This is a genomic window from Chryseolinea sp. H1M3-3 (assembly GCF_029360725.1).
Classification (GTDB): Bacteria; Bacteroidota; Bacteroidia; order Cytophagales; family Cyclobacteriaceae; genus Chryseolinea.
Genome location: NZ_JARKMY010000001.1, coordinates 1,052,932 through 1,073,430, shown reverse-complemented (window position 1 = coordinate 1,073,430; position 20,499 = coordinate 1,052,932). Strand labels below are relative to the sequence as shown.

The 20,499-nt window shown below is 41.7% G+C and carries 19 protein-coding genes and 1 tRNA gene; 12 read left to right on the top strand and 8 right to left on the bottom strand.

Going from position 1 to position 20,499, the window contains the following annotated elements; translation table 11 throughout:
* Window positions 1-140: 140 nt before the first annotated feature.
* Together P2W71_RS04585 and P2W71_RS04580 are read right to left on the bottom strand one after the other, a co-directional pair.
* On the bottom strand, window positions 141-2,528 hold the full coding sequence (locus P2W71_RS04585; protein ID WP_276367652.1) for an ABC transporter permease: 2,388 nt from the start codon (window positions 2,526-2,528) through the stop codon (window positions 141-143).
* Window positions 2,529-2,716: 188 nt separating this feature from the next.
* Window positions 2,717-3,829, bottom strand: coding sequence for an ATP-binding protein (locus P2W71_RS04580; RefSeq protein WP_276367647.1), 1,113 nt, complete (start codon window positions 3,827-3,829; stop codon window positions 2,717-2,719).
* A 650-nt stretch (window positions 3,830-4,479) separates the two neighbouring features.
* Between P2W71_RS04580 and P2W71_RS04575 the strand changes: the two genes are divergently transcribed.
* The 6 genes from P2W71_RS04575 to P2W71_RS04550 all read left to right on the top strand — a co-directional run bounded on the left by P2W71_RS04575 (window position 4,480) and on the right by P2W71_RS04550 (window position 10,121).
* Window positions 4,480-6,312, top strand: coding sequence for an ABC transporter ATP-binding protein (locus tag P2W71_RS04575; RefSeq protein WP_276367643.1), 1,833 nt, complete (start codon window positions 4,480-4,482; stop codon window positions 6,310-6,312).
* A 144-nt stretch (window positions 6,313-6,456) separates the two neighbouring features.
* Window positions 6,457-6,529: transfer RNA gene (locus tag P2W71_RS04570), tRNA-Met, on the top strand.
* A gap of 422 nt (window positions 6,530-6,951) precedes the next feature.
* Window positions 6,952-7,839 carry a GTPase Era gene (gene era / locus P2W71_RS04565; RefSeq protein WP_276367640.1) on the top strand — a complete coding sequence of 296 codons (888 nt, stop codon included), beginning with the start codon at window positions 6,952-6,954 and terminating at the stop codon, window positions 7,837-7,839.
* Window positions 7,840-7,876: 37 nt separating this feature from the next.
* Window positions 7,877-9,184 (top strand): ribosome biogenesis GTPase Der, encoded by a 1,308-nt coding sequence (gene der, locus P2W71_RS04560; protein ID WP_276367637.1) that lies wholly within the window; start codon window positions 7,877-7,879, stop codon window positions 9,182-9,184.
* A gap of 62 nt (window positions 9,185-9,246) precedes the next feature.
* Window positions 9,247-9,435, top strand: a complete 189-nt coding sequence (locus P2W71_RS04555; protein WP_276367635.1) for a hypothetical protein — start codon at window positions 9,247-9,249, stop codon at window positions 9,433-9,435.
* A 59-nt stretch (window positions 9,436-9,494) separates the two neighbouring features.
* Window positions 9,495-10,121 (top strand): SprT-like domain-containing protein, encoded by a 627-nt coding sequence (locus tag P2W71_RS04550; RefSeq protein ID WP_276367632.1) that lies wholly within the window; start codon window positions 9,495-9,497, stop codon window positions 10,119-10,121.
* On the opposite strand, the gene P2W71_RS04545 is transcribed toward P2W71_RS04550, so the two are convergent.
* The 6 genes from P2W71_RS04545 to P2W71_RS04520 all read right to left on the bottom strand — a co-directional run bounded on the left by P2W71_RS04545 (window position 10,103) and on the right by P2W71_RS04520 (window position 14,150).
* Entirely contained in the window at window positions 10,103-10,669 is a 567-nt protein-coding gene (locus P2W71_RS04545; protein ID WP_276367630.1) for a hypothetical protein, read from the bottom strand. The two genes, P2W71_RS04550 and P2W71_RS04545, sit on opposite strands and share 19 nt — an antisense overlap.
* A complete protein-coding gene (gene murQ / locus P2W71_RS04540) occupies window positions 10,669-11,472 on the bottom strand; it encodes an N-acetylmuramic acid 6-phosphate etherase (RefSeq protein ID WP_276367628.1) in 804 nt (267 codons plus the stop codon). The genes P2W71_RS04545 and murQ overlap by 1 nt, the downstream gene beginning before the upstream one ends.
* Window positions 11,469-12,317 (bottom strand): N-acetylglucosamine kinase, encoded by an 849-nt coding sequence (locus P2W71_RS04535; protein ID WP_276367625.1) that lies wholly within the window; start codon window positions 12,315-12,317, stop codon window positions 11,469-11,471. The genes murQ and P2W71_RS04535 overlap by 4 nt, the downstream gene beginning before the upstream one ends.
* Before the next feature lie 342 nt (window positions 12,318-12,659).
* Entirely contained in the window at window positions 12,660-13,133 is a 474-nt protein-coding gene (locus tag P2W71_RS04530) for a GNAT family N-acetyltransferase (protein ID WP_276367621.1), read from the bottom strand.
* A 67-nt stretch (window positions 13,134-13,200) separates the two neighbouring features.
* Window positions 13,201-13,443, bottom strand: a complete 243-nt coding sequence (locus P2W71_RS04525; protein ID WP_276367619.1) for a cytochrome b5 domain-containing protein — start codon at window positions 13,441-13,443, stop codon at window positions 13,201-13,203.
* The gene (locus P2W71_RS04520; protein ID WP_276367615.1) at window positions 13,440-14,150 is read right to left on the bottom strand and encodes an RDD family protein; all 711 of its coding nucleotides are present in this window, start codon (window positions 14,148-14,150) and stop codon (window positions 13,440-13,442) included. The genes P2W71_RS04525 and P2W71_RS04520 overlap by 4 nt, the downstream gene beginning before the upstream one ends.
* 104 nt (window positions 14,151-14,254) lie before the next feature.
* On the opposite strand from P2W71_RS04520, the gene P2W71_RS04515 reads away from it, so the two are divergent.
* The 6 genes from P2W71_RS04515 to P2W71_RS04490 all read left to right on the top strand — a co-directional run bounded on the left by P2W71_RS04515 (window position 14,255) and on the right by P2W71_RS04490 (window position 20,467).
* Complete coding sequence (locus P2W71_RS04515; RefSeq protein ID WP_276367612.1) at window positions 14,255-15,496, top strand: dipeptidase; 1,242 nt, start codon at window positions 14,255-14,257, stop codon at window positions 15,494-15,496.
* A 90-nt stretch (window positions 15,497-15,586) separates the two neighbouring features.
* Complete coding sequence (locus P2W71_RS04510; protein WP_276367608.1) at window positions 15,587-16,546, top strand: stage II sporulation protein M; 960 nt, start codon at window positions 15,587-15,589, stop codon at window positions 16,544-16,546.
* A complete protein-coding gene (locus P2W71_RS04505; RefSeq protein WP_276367605.1) occupies window positions 16,533-17,489 on the top strand; it encodes a hypothetical protein in 957 nt (318 codons plus the stop codon). Before P2W71_RS04510 ends, P2W71_RS04505 begins: the two co-directional genes overlap by 14 nt.
* 10 nt (window positions 17,490-17,499) lie before the next feature.
* Complete coding sequence (locus tag P2W71_RS04500) at window positions 17,500-18,264, top strand: hypothetical protein (protein ID WP_276367602.1); 765 nt, start codon at window positions 17,500-17,502, stop codon at window positions 18,262-18,264.
* On the top strand, window positions 18,261-19,445 hold the full coding sequence (locus P2W71_RS04495; protein ID WP_276367599.1) for a DUF4350 domain-containing protein: 1,185 nt from the start codon (window positions 18,261-18,263) through the stop codon (window positions 19,443-19,445). The genes P2W71_RS04500 and P2W71_RS04495 overlap by 4 nt, the downstream gene beginning before the upstream one ends.
* 44 nt (window positions 19,446-19,489) lie before the next feature.
* Complete coding sequence (locus P2W71_RS04490) at window positions 19,490-20,467, top strand: MoxR family ATPase (protein ID WP_276367596.1); 978 nt, start codon at window positions 19,490-19,492, stop codon at window positions 20,465-20,467.
* Window positions 20,468-20,499: the final 32 nt, after the last annotated feature.

The following is a 20,499-nucleotide window of genomic DNA, read 5'->3' as shown; positions in this document are numbered from 1 at the left end:
GGCCTTATATACTATATACTTGAAAGGATCTTGAATAGAATCTAGAAGGCCCAATTGCTTAAGTAAGCTTACAAAGCCGGCAACTCGGATCGGACTGGTTAAATACTGATTCCACAAAAAATGAAGTACTGGCGATGTATCTACTCCGAGCGCAAACTTTCAGCGGGAGCTTTACATGCAGTCGCAATAGTCTGATAACTAGCCGTTAGTAGCGTTACAAACATTACCGAAAGGAAAGCCTCGACAAAGATGAACCAGGTGAAGGTAATTCTGTATTCATAATTTGCAAGCCAAGAATCAATGAGATAATATCCTAAGGGTATTGCAATGACACCTGAGATTACAACCAGGAATGCAAAATCTTTTGACAACATCATCCAGATATTGAGTGCTGACGCACCCATGACCTTCCTGATGCCGATTTCCTTCTTTCGTTGTTCTGCTACGTAAGAGACTAATCCAAGTAGCCCCAAGCAACTAATCACAATTGCCAACGCAGAAAAAATAGTAGTCAATCTTTTCACATCCTTCTCGGCGTCGAATTTCCTTGCGTACTCATCTTCGACAAACTGGTAGGTAAAGGGTTCTTCCGAATTAAATTCTTTAAAGGTTCTTTCAATATGCTCTAAAGCTGTCGATGCTTCAGAAAAGGAATTCAACCTAATGATTAGAACACCGCTGTTATTTAGCAGCGTATAGACAGAAGGCTGAATGGCTTGATAAGGTGATTCATGCATCATATTATCGACAACACCAATCACTTTGAAATTATCACCCCACCACTGGATCACCGATCCTACGGGATCCTGAAGACCCATTTGTTCCATCGCAGCCTCATTGATAACGATGCTCGCCGTGTCTGCCTCCATATCCTGAGGAAAATCTTCTCCATACTTGATCTTCCAGCCAACCGTTTGGCCATAGTGCTGTGACACGGGGAATGCTGCAAATGTATAAATCGTATTGGGGTCTTTGCCAGGCCATGAAATCTTCGTCGTAAGAGAATATCTTGCAGTAGGTGGTGCACTTGCTTCCGCAACGGAAATGACCGATCCGTCACTCGTCAGCTCTCGGGTGAAAGTATCAAAATGTGCGTGTATGGCATTCGTTCTAACGGGAACGGTAACCAACGCTGCGCGATCGTATCCGACAGGACGATTCATCGCGAACTCAATCTGGTTCGTAACTGTGATCGTCACTACAATGAGAACAACCGATACAGTAAATTGCACCACCACCAGTGCACGACGCAGAGTCGCTGCGGATTTTCCCGAACGATAAGATCCCTTTAGCGCATCGATCGCGTTGATCGACGATAAGTATATCGCAGGATAACTTCCGCATACCAGCGCGATGACCAGACATGAAAAAAGCGTTGACACCCAGAACATTGGCGTGCCTAACGGTATGTATATATGCTTATGTGCCAGGGCATTGAAGAAAGGCAATGATACAAGAACACTTAATAGTGTAACAGCGAACGCCAGCAACGTAACAAGGAGTGATTCTGTAAAAAAAAGCGCGATCAGTTGCTTGCGCAACGATCCGATCGACTTCCTCACGCCAACTTCCCGCGACCGACGTTCCGACCGTGCTGTGGTTAAGTTCATGAAGTTGATACACGCCATGAGCAGAATGAAGATGCCGATCGCTCCAAACAACCAAACGTACTGTATTCGACCTCCCGCATTCTTTCCATTTTTAAACTCGTCGCGCAAGTGCCAGTCGTCCATTGGATGGAGAAAAAGTTCTGGCTTCATTTTAGCATCATCCGCATCCACCCTACGAAGCTTGGCATCTTTGATCTTCATCGAGGCTTTCTCGAATGAAGTCAAATCTTTGATCTTGACGTACAACTCGACAAAGTTCTGCGTCCACTGATCTTCCATTTCAGCTATCCAACCTTTAGAGAGGACAATATCCCACGGCGCGATATAATCCGTTCCCGCCATATCGGAGTGAATAGGAAAATCCTGATAGATACCTGCGACGAGGACATTCATCGGATCAGAATCCGTGCTTTTCAACGTCATTGCCTTTCCCAGTGGATCAGCGCTTCCGAAATAAGCTTTGGCGGCAGATTGAGACAAAAAGATATTTGTAGTTCCTTGTAGTTGGTTTTCACTGCCACAGATTAGTTTGATGGAGAAGAGTTTAAAGAAATCGCGTTCTGCGTATTTTCCATTTCTGTTGGAAACCTTGGTTTCAAAACTCAACAGTTCATACTGTGGATATACATTACTAATCAATTCGAAGTCACTCGCATAATCCTTGCGCAACTCAGCCGCTAACGGATAGGGTACATGTCTCCAAGTTGTTACTTCGCCGTTCTTGCTTACATATTGCAACACGCGGGCTATTCTATCATGTCCGTCAAAATCACGGTTAAAAGAAAGTTCGTCCACCACCCATAAGCAAAGCAACAGTGCGACCGACATACCGACGGCTAAACCCAGGATGTTGATCGCCGAGATTAGTTTATTCCTACGCAGACTCCGAAATGCTATTTTGACATAGCCGCGATACATGTCGAATGGGGTTTGAGTAAAATGTGAATTAAATAACTGATTAGCAGTTTAAATATTTAGGGTTTTTCTTAGTGTACATCTAATTTGTTTACGAAAACTTGATTAGCACCATGAATTGTATTCAAATCGTTATATCATTTGGCCCTGCACTGCTTCAACTATTTAGGGTACTTATTTGCTTATCAAATTTAAAATAATTGTGATGGATTCATTTTCAAAAATTCTTGCCATGGTATTCCACTATTTCCAACGAGCAGTACTTTATCTGGCTCATGCTGTTTCTTAAACGCTTCCATGCCCGGTGCTTTTTGTGTGGCACCGCTTTTCACTTCTAACCCAATCACTTTTCCTTTTTTCTCCAGTACAAAATCAACTTCGTCATTTCGGTGTCGCCAGTAATGAACGCTGTATCCTTCACTTAACTTATGATTCACAAGATGTGCACCGATGGCAGCTTCCACCCAGCGTCCCCAAACATCAGGCTTTACGATTACTTCTGTCAACGAATCGCCTTGCTGTGCCGTGAGTAAGGCCGTATTGTGTACCTGGAACTTCGGGCTCGAAGAGCGTTGTCTCAATTGTTCACCGGTGTACTTTTCAATTCCTGCGAGTAGTCCGGCTGTGTCAAGCAATTGCAAATAATGAGCAAGGGTAGTAGTGTTTCCGGCATCTTGCAATTGTCCAACAATCTTGGTGTAGGAAAGCACCTGTCCGGAATACAAGCATCCGAGCTCAAAAAGTTGTCGGAGCAAGGCAGGCTTGTCTACTCGGGTGAGCATCAGAATATCTTTCGAGATACTCGTTTCAATGAGCGCGTCATTCACGTACTTCTTCCAACGGTCTTCATCACTCATCAGTGCGGCTGCACCCGGGTAGCCGCCAAACCAAACGTACTTCTCGGCAGTCACGCCGAAGGCTTGCTCCATTTCCGCGAACGACCAATGACCAAGATAGGAAGTTTCAAATCTTCCTGCCAGCGATTCCGTGAGACCTTGCTGTAAAAGTAGCCGCGAAGACCCTAATAGGATTACTTTGATGTTTTGTCTGGCGCGCGTGTCCTCGTCCCACAGTTTTTTGATCACCTTACTCCAGTTGCTAATTTTCTGGATTTCGTCAATGGCTAGAATGAACTCTGGAGCTCCAGTTGATTTCAATTGTAAACGCGCGACTTCCCACTGCTGCTCCAGCCAGGTTTCGCCGGAGTTAGCCACGGCGTCGGCAGAAATAAACAAATTGGGGATGTTAAGCTTGTCTAGGACCTGGCCAGTAAGCGTACTTTTTCCTACCTGTCGAGGTCCCATAAGAACCTGAATGAAGGATCTCGGCTCCTTCAATCTAGTTATAAGATGCTGAATATGAGGCCTTTCAAACATTATGTACAATTTACTCAATAACGTGAGTAAATATACTTAATAGTCTCAACAATAAAACCCCTCTTCATGGCCACTCTGTACCCAGCCCCCCATATCCTGACCGGAAAGAATAGCTTCATGTTTTTTTTCATTAAATATCTCGCTGTTAATTAATATCCAAGGCCGTCCTCTGAGAGTCCACCCCTTAACGCCGTTATTGTGAGCATGCAACCGAGCATCCAGATTAGCAGTGAATCCAACATAAGTCTTCCTCAAGGAGGCAGACCACAATATGTAAACATAAAATGGCATAAAACGGAGAAAGCGATCTTTGGGATCGCTTTCTTTAGTAGCGGGGACAGGACTCGAACCTGTGTCCGCCGCGGCGGATATGAGCTCAGCGTAACAAACGATATCATGACTTGATTTGAACCAAAAAATTCTCCTGCAAAGCATTCCTTGTCCAAGAAAGTTTGGTCGCCATTTAGATCCAATCTTACCTAGGGTCTCAATCTCTGAGGAATGTAATATCCTTTCTGAGATTACACAGCTTTTAAAATACCCGCCTGCGTACTTGCATCAAAATCCCTCACACGTAAATGCGTAATCCTTATTTCTCCCTTCTTTCAACAGCATGGAAATATGCCCGCCAGGAGAAGAAACGTTTTGTTGTAGTATATGCAATGTTTATTATGGCTACCACTATAGTTGCCATAAACCCGTTGTTTTATGGATGGTTTATAAATGAACTTCAGTTCCAAGGCGCAGATGTACTGAGAACGGGCTGGCTATACATTGGTGGCTTTCTGGGACTTCGTTTACTGGAATGGTGTTTCCACGGTCCGGGTAGGGTAATGGAACGCCAGTTGGCCTTTACCTTAAGCCGGAACTTCATGGAAGAAGTTTACCACAAGATTTTGCACCTGCCTGTGAAGTGGCACCAGGATCACCACAGCGGATCAACGATCAACAAATTGCGCAAAGCCCACGAAGCACTTCGCGATTTTTTTCAAAACGGATTTATCTATTTCTATTCATTTGGTAAGTTTTTCTTTTCGTTTGGCGCGATGCTTTATTTTTCACCGCTGTTTGGCGCAATAGGGGTTATACTTGGAATCATTACGATCTGGGTTATAGCAAAATTTGATAAAGTTTTTATCCGCTCACTGAAGGAGGTAAACGAACGCGAACACGAAGTATCGTCGACACTTTTTGATAGTCTGTCCAATATTATAACGGTTATTACTTTACGACTTGAAAAAAGAATTCAAGCAACTTATATGGGCAAATTGATGGCCGTTTATCCGCCATTCAAGAAAAATGTTTCGGTCAACGAATGGAAGTGGTTCACAGCACAAATGATGGTAGGATTAATTTATTGTGTGACCACCATTGGGTACCTCTATCAACATTGGAATACCGGTTCAACATTTTTCATAGGTGGATTGGTTGTGCTGCTGGGATATGTGAATCAATTTACCAGTGTATTTAATGATATCGCGGGTCACTACACTCAGATCATGAAGTTCAACACTGAACTACAGAATGTCAGGGAAGTGGAAGCGGCCTATGATCAAATGCATTTATTCGATGCAGAAAAAAAACTTCCTTCCCACTGGAAAACCATCGATATCGAAAACCTGAATTTTTATCGGGCTGATACGTCAAATACACAGCCTCGCGTGGGTTTACATGACTTAAGCATGCGGATTGAAAAAGGTAAACGAATTGCCTTGATTGGTGAAAGTGGATGCGGAAAGAGCACCTTATTAGCACTGCTTCGTGGCTTGTTCCAACCGCAATCGTCAACACAAATACGCATTAATGACAGTGAAACCGAAAACTTTGAAACGATAGCCAACAATGTGACGCTTCTGCCACAGGATCCAGAAATTTTCGAGAACACGATATTATACAATATCACACTAGGCCTGAAATTCAATGAGGATGAGATTGCACAAGCGTGCCGTGCAGCGCAGTTTGATTCTGTAGTGAACAAGCTCCCGAATGGATTTGAAACGAACATCCAGGAAAAGGGTGTAAACCTTTCAGGTGGCCAAAAGCAACGATTAGCCCTGGCACGGGGAATTCTGGCGGCGAAAACCAGCGACCTGGTTTTATTGGATGAACCTACCAGCAGCATAGATCCGCGTACCGAGAGAAACATTTATGAAAATCTATTCCAGGCATTTGAAGGTAAGGCTATAATTTCATCCTTGCACCGGTTACACTTATTGCACTACTTTGATTATGTATACATTCTCAAGGACGGCTTCATTGTCGACAAAGGAACTTTTGAAGAACTAAGACGCTCCAGCCTAGTATTTAAGGAACTGTGGGATCATCAGATTACGGAAATTAAGTCCCAAGAAAATACGCCTGAAATTACCATGCAGCCAAATATGATATTGCAGGAGGCAAAAAGGGCGTAATTCCTTTCCAATTATTGAATTATTACCGGTACCGAGCTTTATTCTGTTGGATGAGATTGACTCAACCATTTGGTTTTTAATTATTGTAGACCTACTTTTGCGAACGATTTTTACAACCCTCTGGTTATAAAAACGCAAATACATCGCGGGGTGGAGCAGTTGGTAGCTCGTTGGGCTCATAACCCAAAGGTCACAGGTTCGAGTCCTGTCCCCGCTACTAAAGAAAGCGATCCCAAAGATCGCTTTCTCCGTTTTAAGTCATTTTATGTTTACATATTGTGGTCTGCCTCGTTAAGGAAGACTTATGTTGGATTCACTGCAAATCTGGATGCTCGGTTGCATGCTCACAATAACGGCATTAAGGGGTGGACTCTCAGAGGACGGCCTTGGATATTAATTAACAGCGAGACATTCAATGAAAAAGGTGATGCAATTGCGCGCGAAAAATATCTGAAAAGTGGTGTGGGGGAGAGTTCATTGAAAAGGAAATCCTTTTCAAAATACCATAAGTTCAGTTGAATAATTGTCCGGGGTAAGCGTGCAAGTGATTCGAATCAAAAGCCACAGAGTCGGATTGTAATGGTAATTTAGAAGAAACAAAGTCATTCAATAAAATTCGCATTACCTTTGCGAATTAATATGGACCAATCATCCTTTAAATCGGGTTTTGTAAGCATTGTGGGTAAGCCGAATGTCGGAAAGTCGTCTCTTATGAATCAATTGATGCATGAGAATCTCTCGATCATTACCCCCAAAGCGCAAACTACCCGTCACCGGATAATGGGTATCCTGAATGGAGAAAATTATCAGGTTGTCTATTCCGATACGCCTGGCATCCTTGAGCCCAAATACACATTGCATGAAGCGATGATGAGCTATGTGAAGGTTTCGCTGGAAGATGCTGATCTCATTTTGCTCGTAGTATCTATTGAAGATAAATATGAACCGGAGCTTTTTGATCGATTTCTGAAATTCAATACGCCGATTTTACTTGTTATAAATAAAATCGATCTAGGTAAGGGGTCCCAGGTAGTCGACAAGGTAACCTACTGGAAACAATCTCTTCAGAACATTAAAGAAGTTGTTACTGTATCGGCGAAGACCGGACAACAGGTTGACTTGCTACTACCTAAAATATTGGAGTGGATGCCGGTTCATCCTCCTTATTTTCCTCAAGATGATTACACCGATCGTTCCGAAAGATTTTTTGCCTCAGAAATTATCCGGGAAAAAATATTTCTGAATTATGAACAGGAAATACCTTACAGTACGGAAGTCGCGATAACTTCTTTTAAGGAAGAAGCGGAAATTATCAAAATCAGTGCAACGATTTATGTTGAGCGCGATTCACAAAAGGGAATAATTATCGGGAAGGCAGCAAGTTCCATCAAGAAAGTCGGCGTTGAAGCGCGAAGGGATATGGAAGCATTCTTCGGAAAAAAAATATTTTTAGAAACTCATGTTAAGGTAGCAGACAACTGGCGCAAGCAATCATTAAAGCTGAGACAATTCGGCTACCTGGAATAAAATTCGTATTTAATATCCCGTAACTCGTCCCTGAAAAATGGCCAATATCGTAGCAATAGTAGGAAGACCCAACGTTGGTAAATCAACTTTCTTTAACCGGCTGGTTGAAAAACGTGAAGCCATTATGGACAATATGCCCGGGGTGACACGTGACCGACATTATGGTTATGCTGAATGGTGTGGCAAGTTCTTTACTGTTATCGATACAGGAGGCTATGTTACCGGCTCGGAAGACAAATTTGAATCGCAAATCAGGATACAAGTTAAGATGGCAATCGACGAAGCATCTGCCATTATTTTTATGGTTGATTGCCGAGATGGACTAACGGGTTTTGATAAGGAATTTGCCAATGTATTAAGAACATCAAAGAAGCCGATTTTTGTTGCTGCCAACAAGGCTGATACCCCTGATAAAGCAATTTATGCTGCGGAATTTTATGAACTTAGTTTAGGAGAAGTATTTCCCATTTCGTCGGAGAATGGCGGGGGCACAGGAGAGCTTTTAGATGAACTGGTTAAAACCTTTCCAACGGAAGGGGTAGAGGATCCAAACGCCGGAATTCCAAAAATTACTATTGTAGGTAGGCCGAACGTTGGGAAGTCCTCATTATTGAATGCTTTGCTGGGAACAGAACGAAGCATCGTTACAGATGAAGCCGGCACCACCAGGGATGCCATTCACTCGCACTATAAAATGTACGGTAAGGATTTTATTTTGATCGATACAGCAGGTGTCAGGAAAAAGGGAAAGGTAAAAGAGGATATTGAGTTCTATTCCGTGTTGCGCTCACTCAGGGCGTTGGAGGAAAGCGATGTTTGCATTATCGTAATCGATGCCGAACGCGGAATGGAGTCCCAGGACGTAAACCTGATAAGTCTTGCTGAGCGACAAGGCAAGGGAATGGTCATTATGGTGAATAAATGGGATTTGGTGGAAAAGGACTCAAAGACGTCAGAAAAGTTCAAAAAGGATATCCTGGAGAGCATTGCCCCGATCGATTATATACCTATCATTTTTGCGTCGGTTTTAACCAAACAGCGCATTTTCCAGGTTGTTGAAAAGACCGTTCAGGTTTTTGAAAATAAAACCAAAAAAATTCCAACGTCGAAATTGAATGGCCTGATGTTACCTGAAATTGAGCGAAACCCACCCCCTTCCATGAAGGGAAAACATATCCAAATAAAGTACATTACCCAGGTCGCAGCAAGGTTTCCATCGTTTGTTTTCTTCTGTAATCTTCCTCAGTACATTCAACGGTCGTACGAGCGCTTTCTCGAAAATAAAATGAGGGAACACTTTGATTTTGAGGGGGTACCGCTTCGGTTAATCTTCAGGAAAAAATGAGATTTGTTGCGGTGGTACTATAATACTGCTATATTTGCGGTGAATTTATAAAACCTGTAACTATGAAAAAAATTATCGCATTGTTAGCTGTTTGTGGCTTCGCACTTGCTTTCGTTGCTTGTGGCAAGAAAGCTGAGCCTGCTGCTGAAGCTGTTGATTCAGCTGCTACTACAACTGAAGAAGTTGTTGTTGATTCAGCATCTGAAGTATCAGCAGACTCTGCTGCCGTTGATACAACTGCAGTACAGTAATCAGTCTGAAAAAAGATTGTTAATTGAAGGCTTTAGAAAACTAAAGCCTTTTTTATTTTATGAACGCGAACAAAGTCCTGGAGATATTACAAACTCACCTTCCACCTGACGCTGTTGAATACTGTTTCGCCTTATGGAAGACTAACCCATTTGAGCTGAAACTTTCTAAAAGCAGGCAAACCAAAGTAGGTGACTTTACCAGCAAACGAAGTAAGAGTCATCCGCGCATTACGCTCAATAACGATTTGAACCCATACCTGTTCCTCACAACGTATGTCCATGAGGTTGCGCATTTACACGTTTTTATCAAGCATGGTCATAGGGTTGATCCTCACGGCGAAGAATGGAAACAAACCTTTACGGATTTAATGATTCCTTTGCTTTGGGAGAATATTTATCCTGAAGAGGTATTGCATGAATTAAGACGGCATATGGTCAATCCAAAAGCAAGTTCATTTGCAGATACTAAATTAACGGAGGCATTCAGGCTTTTTGATAAAAATAAAACACATGCCGCAGTCCTCTCGCAGTTACCGGAAGGCAGTACTTTTCAATTGCAAGGCAGATATTTCAAAAAAGGTAAACTTAGAAGAACGAGAATTTTGTGCAAGGAACTGAAGTCAAAAAGAGACTATCTGGTTCCGGCAGATGCACTTGTTCAGAATGTTCAATTGAGCCTTCTCTGAATGAGTCCACTGACGATCTCGTAAAAGTGCAACGGTTGGAGTGTACGCCAGCGGTCCAGCTGTAATGTGCCTCCCATATTGATATAGTGATCGATATGATATTTTCTGAGTTCTTCCTGAATAAAGTCGGGGAAGGAAACTGCGGCAATCCACCCATCCTCTACATCTTCAAACCATTCTTCATAATAGCTATCGTCGGAGCCGTGGAAGTTGAGAATATTTTCGCCGATAAGAATAAATTTATTGATGCCTTGGTGAATCAAAACTTCGACAATGTTTCGCTTCAAATACATGATGTCGTTGTTGATAGCATCGTTCCACTCTCCGATAAACTCAAGTACAGTAAACCCTAAATTATAGTCAGTATAAAGTATCTTGATAAAAAGAGTTTCCGAGCCGATGGAATCCCAGGCAGGATCTATATAGTATCCGTAAATTGTTTCAGAATATACATCATGGTTATATTCTTTGCCAAAGAATGGCGAGAGTTCGTCCTGTGCCGGATCGTAGTATTTTAACCAGTTATAATAAGGCTCAATCTCATGCATTACTTCGTTCTGCTTTCCACAGCTTTTCTTACAGAACCGTATTCATTTAGCAATTGTTCGGCTTCTTCGTAAGAAATTCCTGTTTCACTCATGATCATTTTTACGCCGCGGTCTACCAGCTTCACATTGGTAAGTTGCATGTCTACCATTTTATTTCCTTTAACTCTACCCAGCTTGATCATGGCGGTAGTAGAGATCATATTAAGAACAAGTTTTTGCGCGGTACCTGCTTTCATCCGGGTACTTCCTGTGACGAATTCAGGTCCCACGACTACCTCGACCGGAAAATCTGCATGTTTTGCCACTTCACTATTTTCGTTGCATACAATACACCCTGTGATAATACCGTTAGAACGTGCTGTCTTCAGCGCACCGATAACATAGGGAGTTCTTCCTGAGGCAGCAATACCAATTAATACGTCTTGTTGATTGATCAAATGTTCCTCAAGATCCTTCCAGCCTTGTACGGGATCATCTTCGGCATTCTCTACCGCCTTCCTAATCGCCTTGTCGCCGCCCGCAATGAGACCAATCACTTTCCCGTGGGGCATTCCATAAGTAGGTGGAATTTCGGATGCATCGACGACACCAAGCCGGCCACTGGTGCCGGCCCCAACATAAAATAATCTGCCACCGGCTTGCATTTTTTCAACGATTGCATCCACTAGCACTTCTATTTTAGGAATTACTTTTTCAATGGCAAGCGGTACGGATTTATCTTCGCGGTTTATGTTGATCAGCAAATCCCGAACGCTCATGTGTTCAAGGTCCTCGTAATGAGAAGATGACTCTGTTGTGTTCACTTCGTCAAATCTTTTTGATGATACAAGGTGAGACCGGCAATGGGTCCCTCCAATATATTCTTAACGGTAATCCCTTTATCATTTGCAACTTGTCTGAGGATGTCGCTGAAATAAAAAGCAACTGATCCGGTGAAATGGACTTTAAGATTTTTATAGTTCTCGTATTTCATCACATTGTTTTCATAGAACTCACTGAAACTGTTGTATATGAGTTTATAACAATAGGGATCTTTCAAATGTTGGAAAATAAACCTCAGAAAGCTTGCAAGAAAAGCGCTCGGCCGTTCCTGCTGATAAATTTTTTCAAGAAATTCTTCGCGCGTAAAGGGAAAGCGTTCATGGAATTGGCTCCTTAGTCCTTCAGGCATATTCTGCCGGAGATAATCAACCAGAAACTTTTTCCCAATATTGGCACCCGAGCCCTCGTCTGCTAAAATCCATCCCAGGTTCGCAACGTTCCCGATTATGTTTTCGCCATCGTACAAACAGGAGTTGGAGCCGGTACCCATAATGCATGCGATACCGGGTTCACGTCCGCACAACGCGCGCGCTGCCGCTAACAGGTCCCAGCCGATCTCGATATGCGCCTCCGGAAAAAATTCCAAAAAGGCGTTTTTAACCTTCATCTGATTCTTTTCAGAAGAGACGCCAGCGCCATAAAAGAATATTTTCGTGATGCGCTCGGTAACTTTAGGAATGACTACTTCCTTAAAATTTTTGATTAAGTCTTCTATGGGTTGATAGTAAGGATTGAAGCCTGGAGTATTGGCTTGCAATATAGTGCCCTCCACTGTTAAAAGCCGCCAGTCAATTTTGGAGCCTCCGCTATCCGCTATTAGGATCATCGGTTGAATTCAGGTAAAGTGTAAGAAATTTGGTTCAAGATTTAGGTTCAACTATAGATTTAGCAAAGCTAAACCTTGTAAGTAACAGAAAAAACAAATGATTTGTATGTGTTCATGTGTCACAGATTAAGTGATAAGTTTCAAAGTGTTGTCTTAAATAACGAATAATTCACCCACACACACTCGCAGTTGTCCCAAATCTAATGGTCATTAAGCATATCGCGGTCATTGGTAAGCTATCTTTTTGCCACGTTGAAGATGAATTTCAATTGCACACACTTTAAGACCTACAACTACAGCATATGTTTAGCGGATTGTTGGTAGTACTTTGTTGTTGTTATGTCACTCTATCTTTTTCAATCTTTTGTTATCCGGTTTATAAACATTAGGGTCAAAAAGCTCCATATATATTTCTGGTTTTGGCAATTTAGTAAAACCATACTTTTCATAAAGCCACTCTGCCGTAGAAGTCAGCAAAATCCAGCGTCTTAGTCCTTGTAAGTTCGGGTGTCCCATTACGACGTCCATCAGCTTTTTCGAATGCCCTTGTCCACGATAATTGTCCAAAATGTAAATGTCCCCTAAATATGCAATAGTTGAAAAGTCGGAAATCACTCTGGCAAACCCGATTTGTTTGTTGCTATGAAACAGCCCGAAGTTTAGTGAATTGTCGATAGAAATTTTTACTCTTTCAAAAGGGATATTGTCACTCCAACCTGAATGCTTTGATAGAAAGTCGTGAATGGCGACAATGTCCAATTTCGTTTTGTCAGTTGTAATAAAAAATTCTCCAAAAGAGTGTTCAATTACTTTCATTTCTCCTTGCTACCAGTCTGCTTTTATAGGGAGTTGTTATTTTACAATTGGCTGCTAAACCTTGCGATTAACTTTTCAAGATGCCAATCACTTTAAACTTGTCGAACACATTTTCGTTGTGTGGCGCGTCTTTTAATTCCTCTGTAAGATCCTGACCTGCCCAGTGTTCGTAATGTTTACCAGCCCGCCAAAGTTTAGAACGACTTACATCATACACCTTCCCTTGGTAGGCAACCCATATCTCAGGTTTATCCTGACCGTTGCGCAGGGCAATAAAGGCACGGGTATATTCCGGTAATGGCTCCATCATCCGGCGGTGAGGTTTTGGTAGTCTCTAATAATAGTATACAAAAACTTCACCGGCGGCATATCAGTCTTAATATCCAGCAAAGTTTGAATTTTTTCTGATACGGCCATAACAGGTTTAATGTTTCCTTGATCACGATTTACCTCGAGCGCCCGCTGAATCAGTTCAATATCTTTTTCAGTCAGGTTAATGACTTGAGAAAATGTTGGTGTGTATTGCTCCTCAGGAGTAACGAACACATGTTTAGCAGAGAGTTGATCAACGTTTATAACTTTAACTACGGAGGTACCTGCCAGCACGTCACCCAATCGCTGGCCCTTGCCTCCCATGGTGATGGAGATGATCGCGATAGCACCCAACGAGAGAAAGTTGTCGACAAAGATCAGCATCCATCGCATAAGATAGTTACCAATGGTCGGAGGTGTACCATCTAACCTTACTACTTTCAGCTTCAATAAATATTTCCCTGGTGTCTGGCCATTCATGAAAATCTCGAACAGCAAACTATAGAAGGTATATGGGATTCCTAACAGTATAAATGCAGCGTATGAGTTGCCCGTCTCTATCTTCGACAAGATGTATAGAACAGGAATGGTATAAAGAATTAAAATTAAAAGATCGATAAGAAAAGCTACCATTCTGTCGCCGACGCTTCCTAACGGATACTCAATAAAAACATTTTGTGTCGTCCTTACCCGAATGGTTTGCATCCACTTTTTATTTTGTGCAATTTCAAAATAAAGCTATTACCTTGAATATGCTTTCTGCGCATTGCTAAAAGTTTACGTAAATCTATTAAATTCAAAAAGACCTGATGAAATTTCGAAGTATTGTAGCAATCATTTCCATTTTATTTTTCGGATGTAAAGAGCACACTTCCAGCAACGGCTCGGATGCAGCACTTCGCACCAAGGCAAATGAACTTGCTCAAAAGTTTATTCTTACCGACGGACATGTCGATTTACCCTATCGCTTGCGAATCAAAAATTTTAGGCTGGACCGTGAGTACCTCGGCATACCTGTCAGTACCACAGAAGGTGACTTTGATTTTGAGCGTGCAAAAAAAGGAGGTTTAGATGCACCTTTCATGTCAATATACATTCCTTCAGACTATCAACAGAAACCAGACAAAGGGAAGGCCTTGGCCGATTCATTAATTAACATGATAGAAGGGATCGTTAATGCTCACCCTGATAAATTTGCCGCGGCGCGAACTCCTCAAGATATCATTGCGAATACGCAGGCCGGCAAAATCTCACTTCCATTGGGAATGGAGAACGGGGCGCCTATTGGCGACAGCCTTGAAAATGTCAAATACTTTTTCGACCGCGGAATACGATACATTACCTTAACGCATGGAAAGGACAATCAAATTTGTGATTCCTCCTACGATACCTTGAACCGCTGGAATGGGTTAAGTCCGTTTGGAGAAAAGGTTGTTGCTGAAATGAACCGTATCGGAATAATGGTGGATATATCCCATGTATCGGACAGCACGTTTTATGATGTTTTGAAAATCACTAAAGCTCCGCTCATCGCGTCACATTCATCTTGCAGATTTTACACCCCCGGATTTCAACGCAATATGTCGGATGACATGGTTAAAGCGTTGGGCAAAAATGGCGGGGTGATTCAAATAAATTTTGGAGCATCTTTTCTAGATTCACTGGCGAGAGTAAACCATTTGCTGTTAGATTCACTTGAAAAAGTATTAACGGAAAAGGGACTCACCTCACGTGATTCGGCAGCCCAGCCGATCATTGATCAGTTTGCCCAAAACCATGTAGAACTTTATTCTGATGTTGAACGTGTGGCAGATCATATTGATCACGTGGTTAAGCTCGCTGGAATTGATCACGTCGGCATTGGCTCCGATTATGATGGTGTAGGCGATAGTTTGCCCATCGGATTAAAAGACGTATCCGATTATCCAAATTTGATTTATGTGTTGTTAAAACGCGGATACAGTGATGACGATATAGAAAAAATTTGTTCGAAAAATGTCTTCCGTGTGTGGAACAAAGTGATTGAAACAGCAGAAAAATCTGTTCAATAGTGCATCCATCGCCGGACATATTTTGTTGTAGCAGGTCACATAATTCAACCCGGACGAATCAAGGATGTGCCCCAAACACCAGAAACTTAAATGCGGGAAGCTGCCTTTATTAAACAAAGTAAATCGCGTTGGGAGGAATTCGAAAAGGTAATAAGGAATCCTCAAAAAGCCGAACCCGACCGTTTAGCGGAACTGTTTATTCAGCTTACGGACGATCTGTCTTTTGCTCGTACCCAATACCCGGAAAGTCGCACTACACGTTATTTGAATGATCTCGCCAGTAAAGTCCACCTGGAGATTTATAAGAATAAAAAAGAGGATAAAAATCGATTTATAACCTTTTGGAAAGAAGAACTTCCATCTGTGATGTATGAGGTGCGGAAGCCGCTGTTGTATGCGCTCATTATTTTTTTAGTTGCAGGTGTGATGGGAGCCGTTTCCGCCCGATATGATGATACGTTTGTACGGCTGATCCTGGGTGATGACTATGTAAATATGACATTGGAAAATATTAAAAGCGGAAACCCCACTAATGTTTATGCCGATGCAGACTCTTTTAACATGTTCTTACAGATAACGTGGAATAATATTTTTGTTTCTTTTCGGATTTTTGCTTTCGGGGTATTGGCTTCATTAGGAACAGCCTTCATGTTGTTTTATAACGCTATGATGGTAGGTACCTTTATAATGTTGTTTTTTAATGAGGGCGAATTAAGCCAGGCGTTGCCGGTAATTATGCTCCATGGTACCATTGAATTATCTTCTATTGTAATCGCCGCTGCCGCTGGGTTTACGATGGGCAATAGTTTACTTTTTCCCGGTACTTACTCGCGGCTTGAGTCTTTTAAAACTGGCGCTGTAAAGGGTTTAAAAATTGTTATCGGACTGGTACCCTTTTTTATCATCGCCGGATTCATTGAATCTTTTGTTACCCGATATGCTTTTATGCCAGGTAGCATGAAAGTACTTATTATTGGACTTTCTGCGCTACTCATGATTTACTATTTTTTAATCTATCCCATTAGACTTAAACGCCATGGAAAATTTTAAGGTAATCGAATTTCATAAGACGCGAGACTTCAGCCAAAAACTGAATGCCACATTTGAATTCATCAAACAAAATTTTAAATCGTTGGGTAAAAGCATCCTGTTTATTTCCGGCCCGCCGGTAGTTTTTGCCAGCCTGGTTATCGGTTCTTTGATCGGTGACTTTGGTGCCATTGCCCAAATGGGAGCTTCCGGGGGCGCTGAAGCGTACTTTACATCAGGGAATTTTTGGCTTCAGCTCTTCTTAATGATGTTTTTTCTTGTATTAAGTGGAGGAATGAATATCGCCACCATATACAGTTACGTTATTTTGTACGGCGAAAAAAGAACAAACCAGATACCAGTATCCGAAGTATGGAATCGGGTACAATCGACTTTCTGGATGTATTTATCCAGCATGCTTTTATTATTTCTGCTTTTGATGCTGGGCGGTTTTGTATTGGCAATGGCAACCATGATAATTCCATTTATTGGCGTGTTGATTTTTTTCTGCGCATTTATTTACTTCCTCATCAATGTATCACTCTTATTTATCATTCGTGCCTATGAAAAGATTGGTTTTTTCGATGCACTAGCGCGGTCGTTTCGACTGGTCACAAATAAATGGTGGAGTACATTCGGCGTACTCGTGATACTGTATTTTATCGTAATAATCGTTACCTATTTTATTAATTTTATTCAAGGCATCGTGTTGGAAACAGTTGGAATTCACCAGATCGATAATAACCCCTTTTTATCCACATCGTCGGACACAAAGATCGTGGCTATAGTTTTCTTTGCCATCGCCTATTTGATTCAAATGGTGCTAACTGCATTGCCTACTATCGGAACCGTGTTTCAATATTTTAACCTGGTCGAATTGAAGGAATCGAAGGGCCTGATGAATCAGATTGATAGCTTAGGCAAACCGTTACCATCATCTCAAGGCCAGGACGAACACTTTTAATAAAAGCTTGGTGAGGCTTCTTTTATTTTTTTTATGCTTACAATTATCCTCAGGATGTATTGCACAAGCCCATGATTCCCCTGCGCTGTTTTATGTATATGCAACTGCGCCATTCCAAATGGAAAGTGGGCAACCCACAACTCCAGCAGCCGACTCGTCCTCCGTCGAGGTAAGAAGCTTTGACGAAGCTGCAATTCAAAAACTTAGATCCGACAAGGATTTACAGTATAATGAAATACCCACCGTCGCCGAAAGTTTATGGCAGCGGCTGTTGATGTGGATAGTTAAATTTTTTGCCACTTTATTTTCGGAAGTAATTCTTGCCGATTGGACAAAAATACTTTGGTATGGGTTGAGTTTGGCGGCCATCGTGGTCGTTATCATGATTCTACTTCGGGTAAATGCTTTTAAAGTATTTTATGCGGGCGAAGGTGCCAGCACGCTTTCTTATCATGTTTTGGAAGAAGACATTCATAATCTGGATTTTGACAAATTAATCCGGGAAGCTATAGGCCAACGTGATTACAGAAAGGCAATACGGTTGTTGTTCCTGCAATCTCTGAAACTATTAGCCGATAAAAATTTAATTCAGTGGGAACAAGGTAAAACTAATCACGATTATTTATCGGAATTGACCGGTGAGGAATTGAAAAGAGGTTTTAAAGATCTTAACTATTATTTTGAATACGCTTGGTACGGAAATTTTGCCGTAAGCAATGAAATGTTTTTAAAGGTTCAGCGAACCTTTATGGAGTGGAGGTCCAGAATTCAATGAGGAAAGATTGGAAATATATTCTATACATCTCCCTGGCCTTTGGTTTGTATGCGGTTGTGATTTTGTTAAGTCCAAAACAATATGACTGGACCATTACTTTCGGGCATGGTGACAAAAATCCATACGGCGCCTATGCATTAAGCCAACTTTTGCCAACTGTTTTTCCTGACCAAAGAATTTCACACTCCTATAAAACGCTATATGAAATCAAAGATTCACTTGCTGCGAAGCAAAATATTATCATCATTAGCGGAAACTTCAGCGCTGGAAAAGAAGATACAAATGCGTTGTTGAAGCATATTGAACAAGGTGGATCTGCGTTCATCTCGGCACAACATTTTTGGGGTCACTTCTCCGATACCTTAAACCTGACAACCCATGATTATTTTTTTAAAGTTGGTCAGGTTTATGGTAACCGGGATTCGGCTGCGCTGAAATTTGCTAATGCGAAGTTAGATACATTGTCTGCGTATTATTTCCGACGCGATAACATACATAACTATTTTGATAACTTTGACTCTACGCGCACAACCGTAATAGCAAAAAATGACTATCAAAATCCGGTTACTATCCGGATGAAAATTGGTAAGGGTGATTTGATTCTAAACAGCACGCCGCTCGTTTTTTCAAACATCTACTTGTTGTCGTCTTCTAATCATGAATTTGTTTCTAAAACATTGTCTTACCTTCCAAATGAAGAAGTTGCATGGACAGAGTTTTATCATCTTGGCAGGAGAGAGTTATCCACGCCCTTGCGTTTTATATTAACAAATGAATCGCTGCGCTGGGCATATTATCTTACCATCGCTTCTGTTTTGTTATTCATGATTTTTGAAATGAAGCGAAGGCAACGAATCATTCCAATCATTACACCGCTCGCCAATACTACGCTGGAGTTTGTAAGTACGATTGGCAACTTATATTATCAGCGTGGCGATCATAAAAATATGGCGGAAAAGAAAATTCTTTTTTTTATGGATCGGCTCAGGTCAACTTACTGGCTCAATACCACACAGATTGATGAAGCTTTTGTAAAAACACTTGCAAGAAAGTCGGGTAAGAGCGAGGAGGAGACGCGGAGCCTTGTCAACATGATCTCCGATATTCGTTTAAAAGAAAGTCTATCGGCACAGGAATTAGTTGAGTTGAATGGAAAAATAGAGAAGTTTACCTCCCGATGATGCTTACGTAAAAAACAATTCGAATACTTTATTAAACTATAGATATGGAAGAAAAGGATTTTGAAAACCGCGTGGATCTCACGGCTTTGAATCATAGTATTGGAAGTATCCGACAAGAAATCGGGAAGATAATTGTTGGTCAAGAAAAAATGATTGACTTGCTCATCACTGCGATACTTGCTGATGGGCATGTGTTAATCGAAGGTGTACCTGGGGTTGCCAAAACATTGACAGCAAAGCTTCTTTCCAAAGTAATATCTGTTAACTTTTCCCGCATTCAGTTTACACCTGATCTGATGCCTTCGGATGTGCTGGGTACTTCCATTTTTAATGTTAAAAAATCTGAGTTTGAGTTTAGAGCAGGACCAATTTTCTCGAACATTGTTTTGATTGATGAGATCAACCGCGCTCCGGCAAAAACGCAGGCCGCATTATTTGAAGTAATGGAAGAGCGGCAAGTTACCGTTGACGGCACAACTTATTTCATGCAGCATCCCTATATGGTTGTGGCCACACAAAATCCTATCGAACATGAAGGAACATATCGGTTGCCGGAGGCCCAGCTGGATCGTTTTCTTTTTAAAATTCAAGTCGAGTATCCCAACATTGATCAGGAATTGGAAATTATCAGCGGACATCATAGAAGAAGGGGAGTTAACCCTACCCATCAGGTTGAATCTATACTCACTGCAGATCAAATTGCAACATACAGGCAAGCTGTGCAACAGGTATACGTTGAAGATCACTTGCTGAGGTATATTGCCCAGATTATTTACGAAACCAGAAATAGCCCGGCATTTTTCCTCGGGGCGTCTCCGCGTGCATCCATTGCGTTGTTAAATGGATCAAAAGCATACGCAGCAGTCAATGGTCGTGACTTTGTAACTCCGGAGGACATAAAAATTATTGCATTACCGGTCCTACGTCATCGGGTAATGTTAACTCCCGATAAGGAAATGGAGGGAATTACTGCTGATGAAGTTGTTACGCAAATTATTGATAAAGTGGAAGTTCCTCGATAACGTGAAACTATTTCGGGCACTATACTTAAATA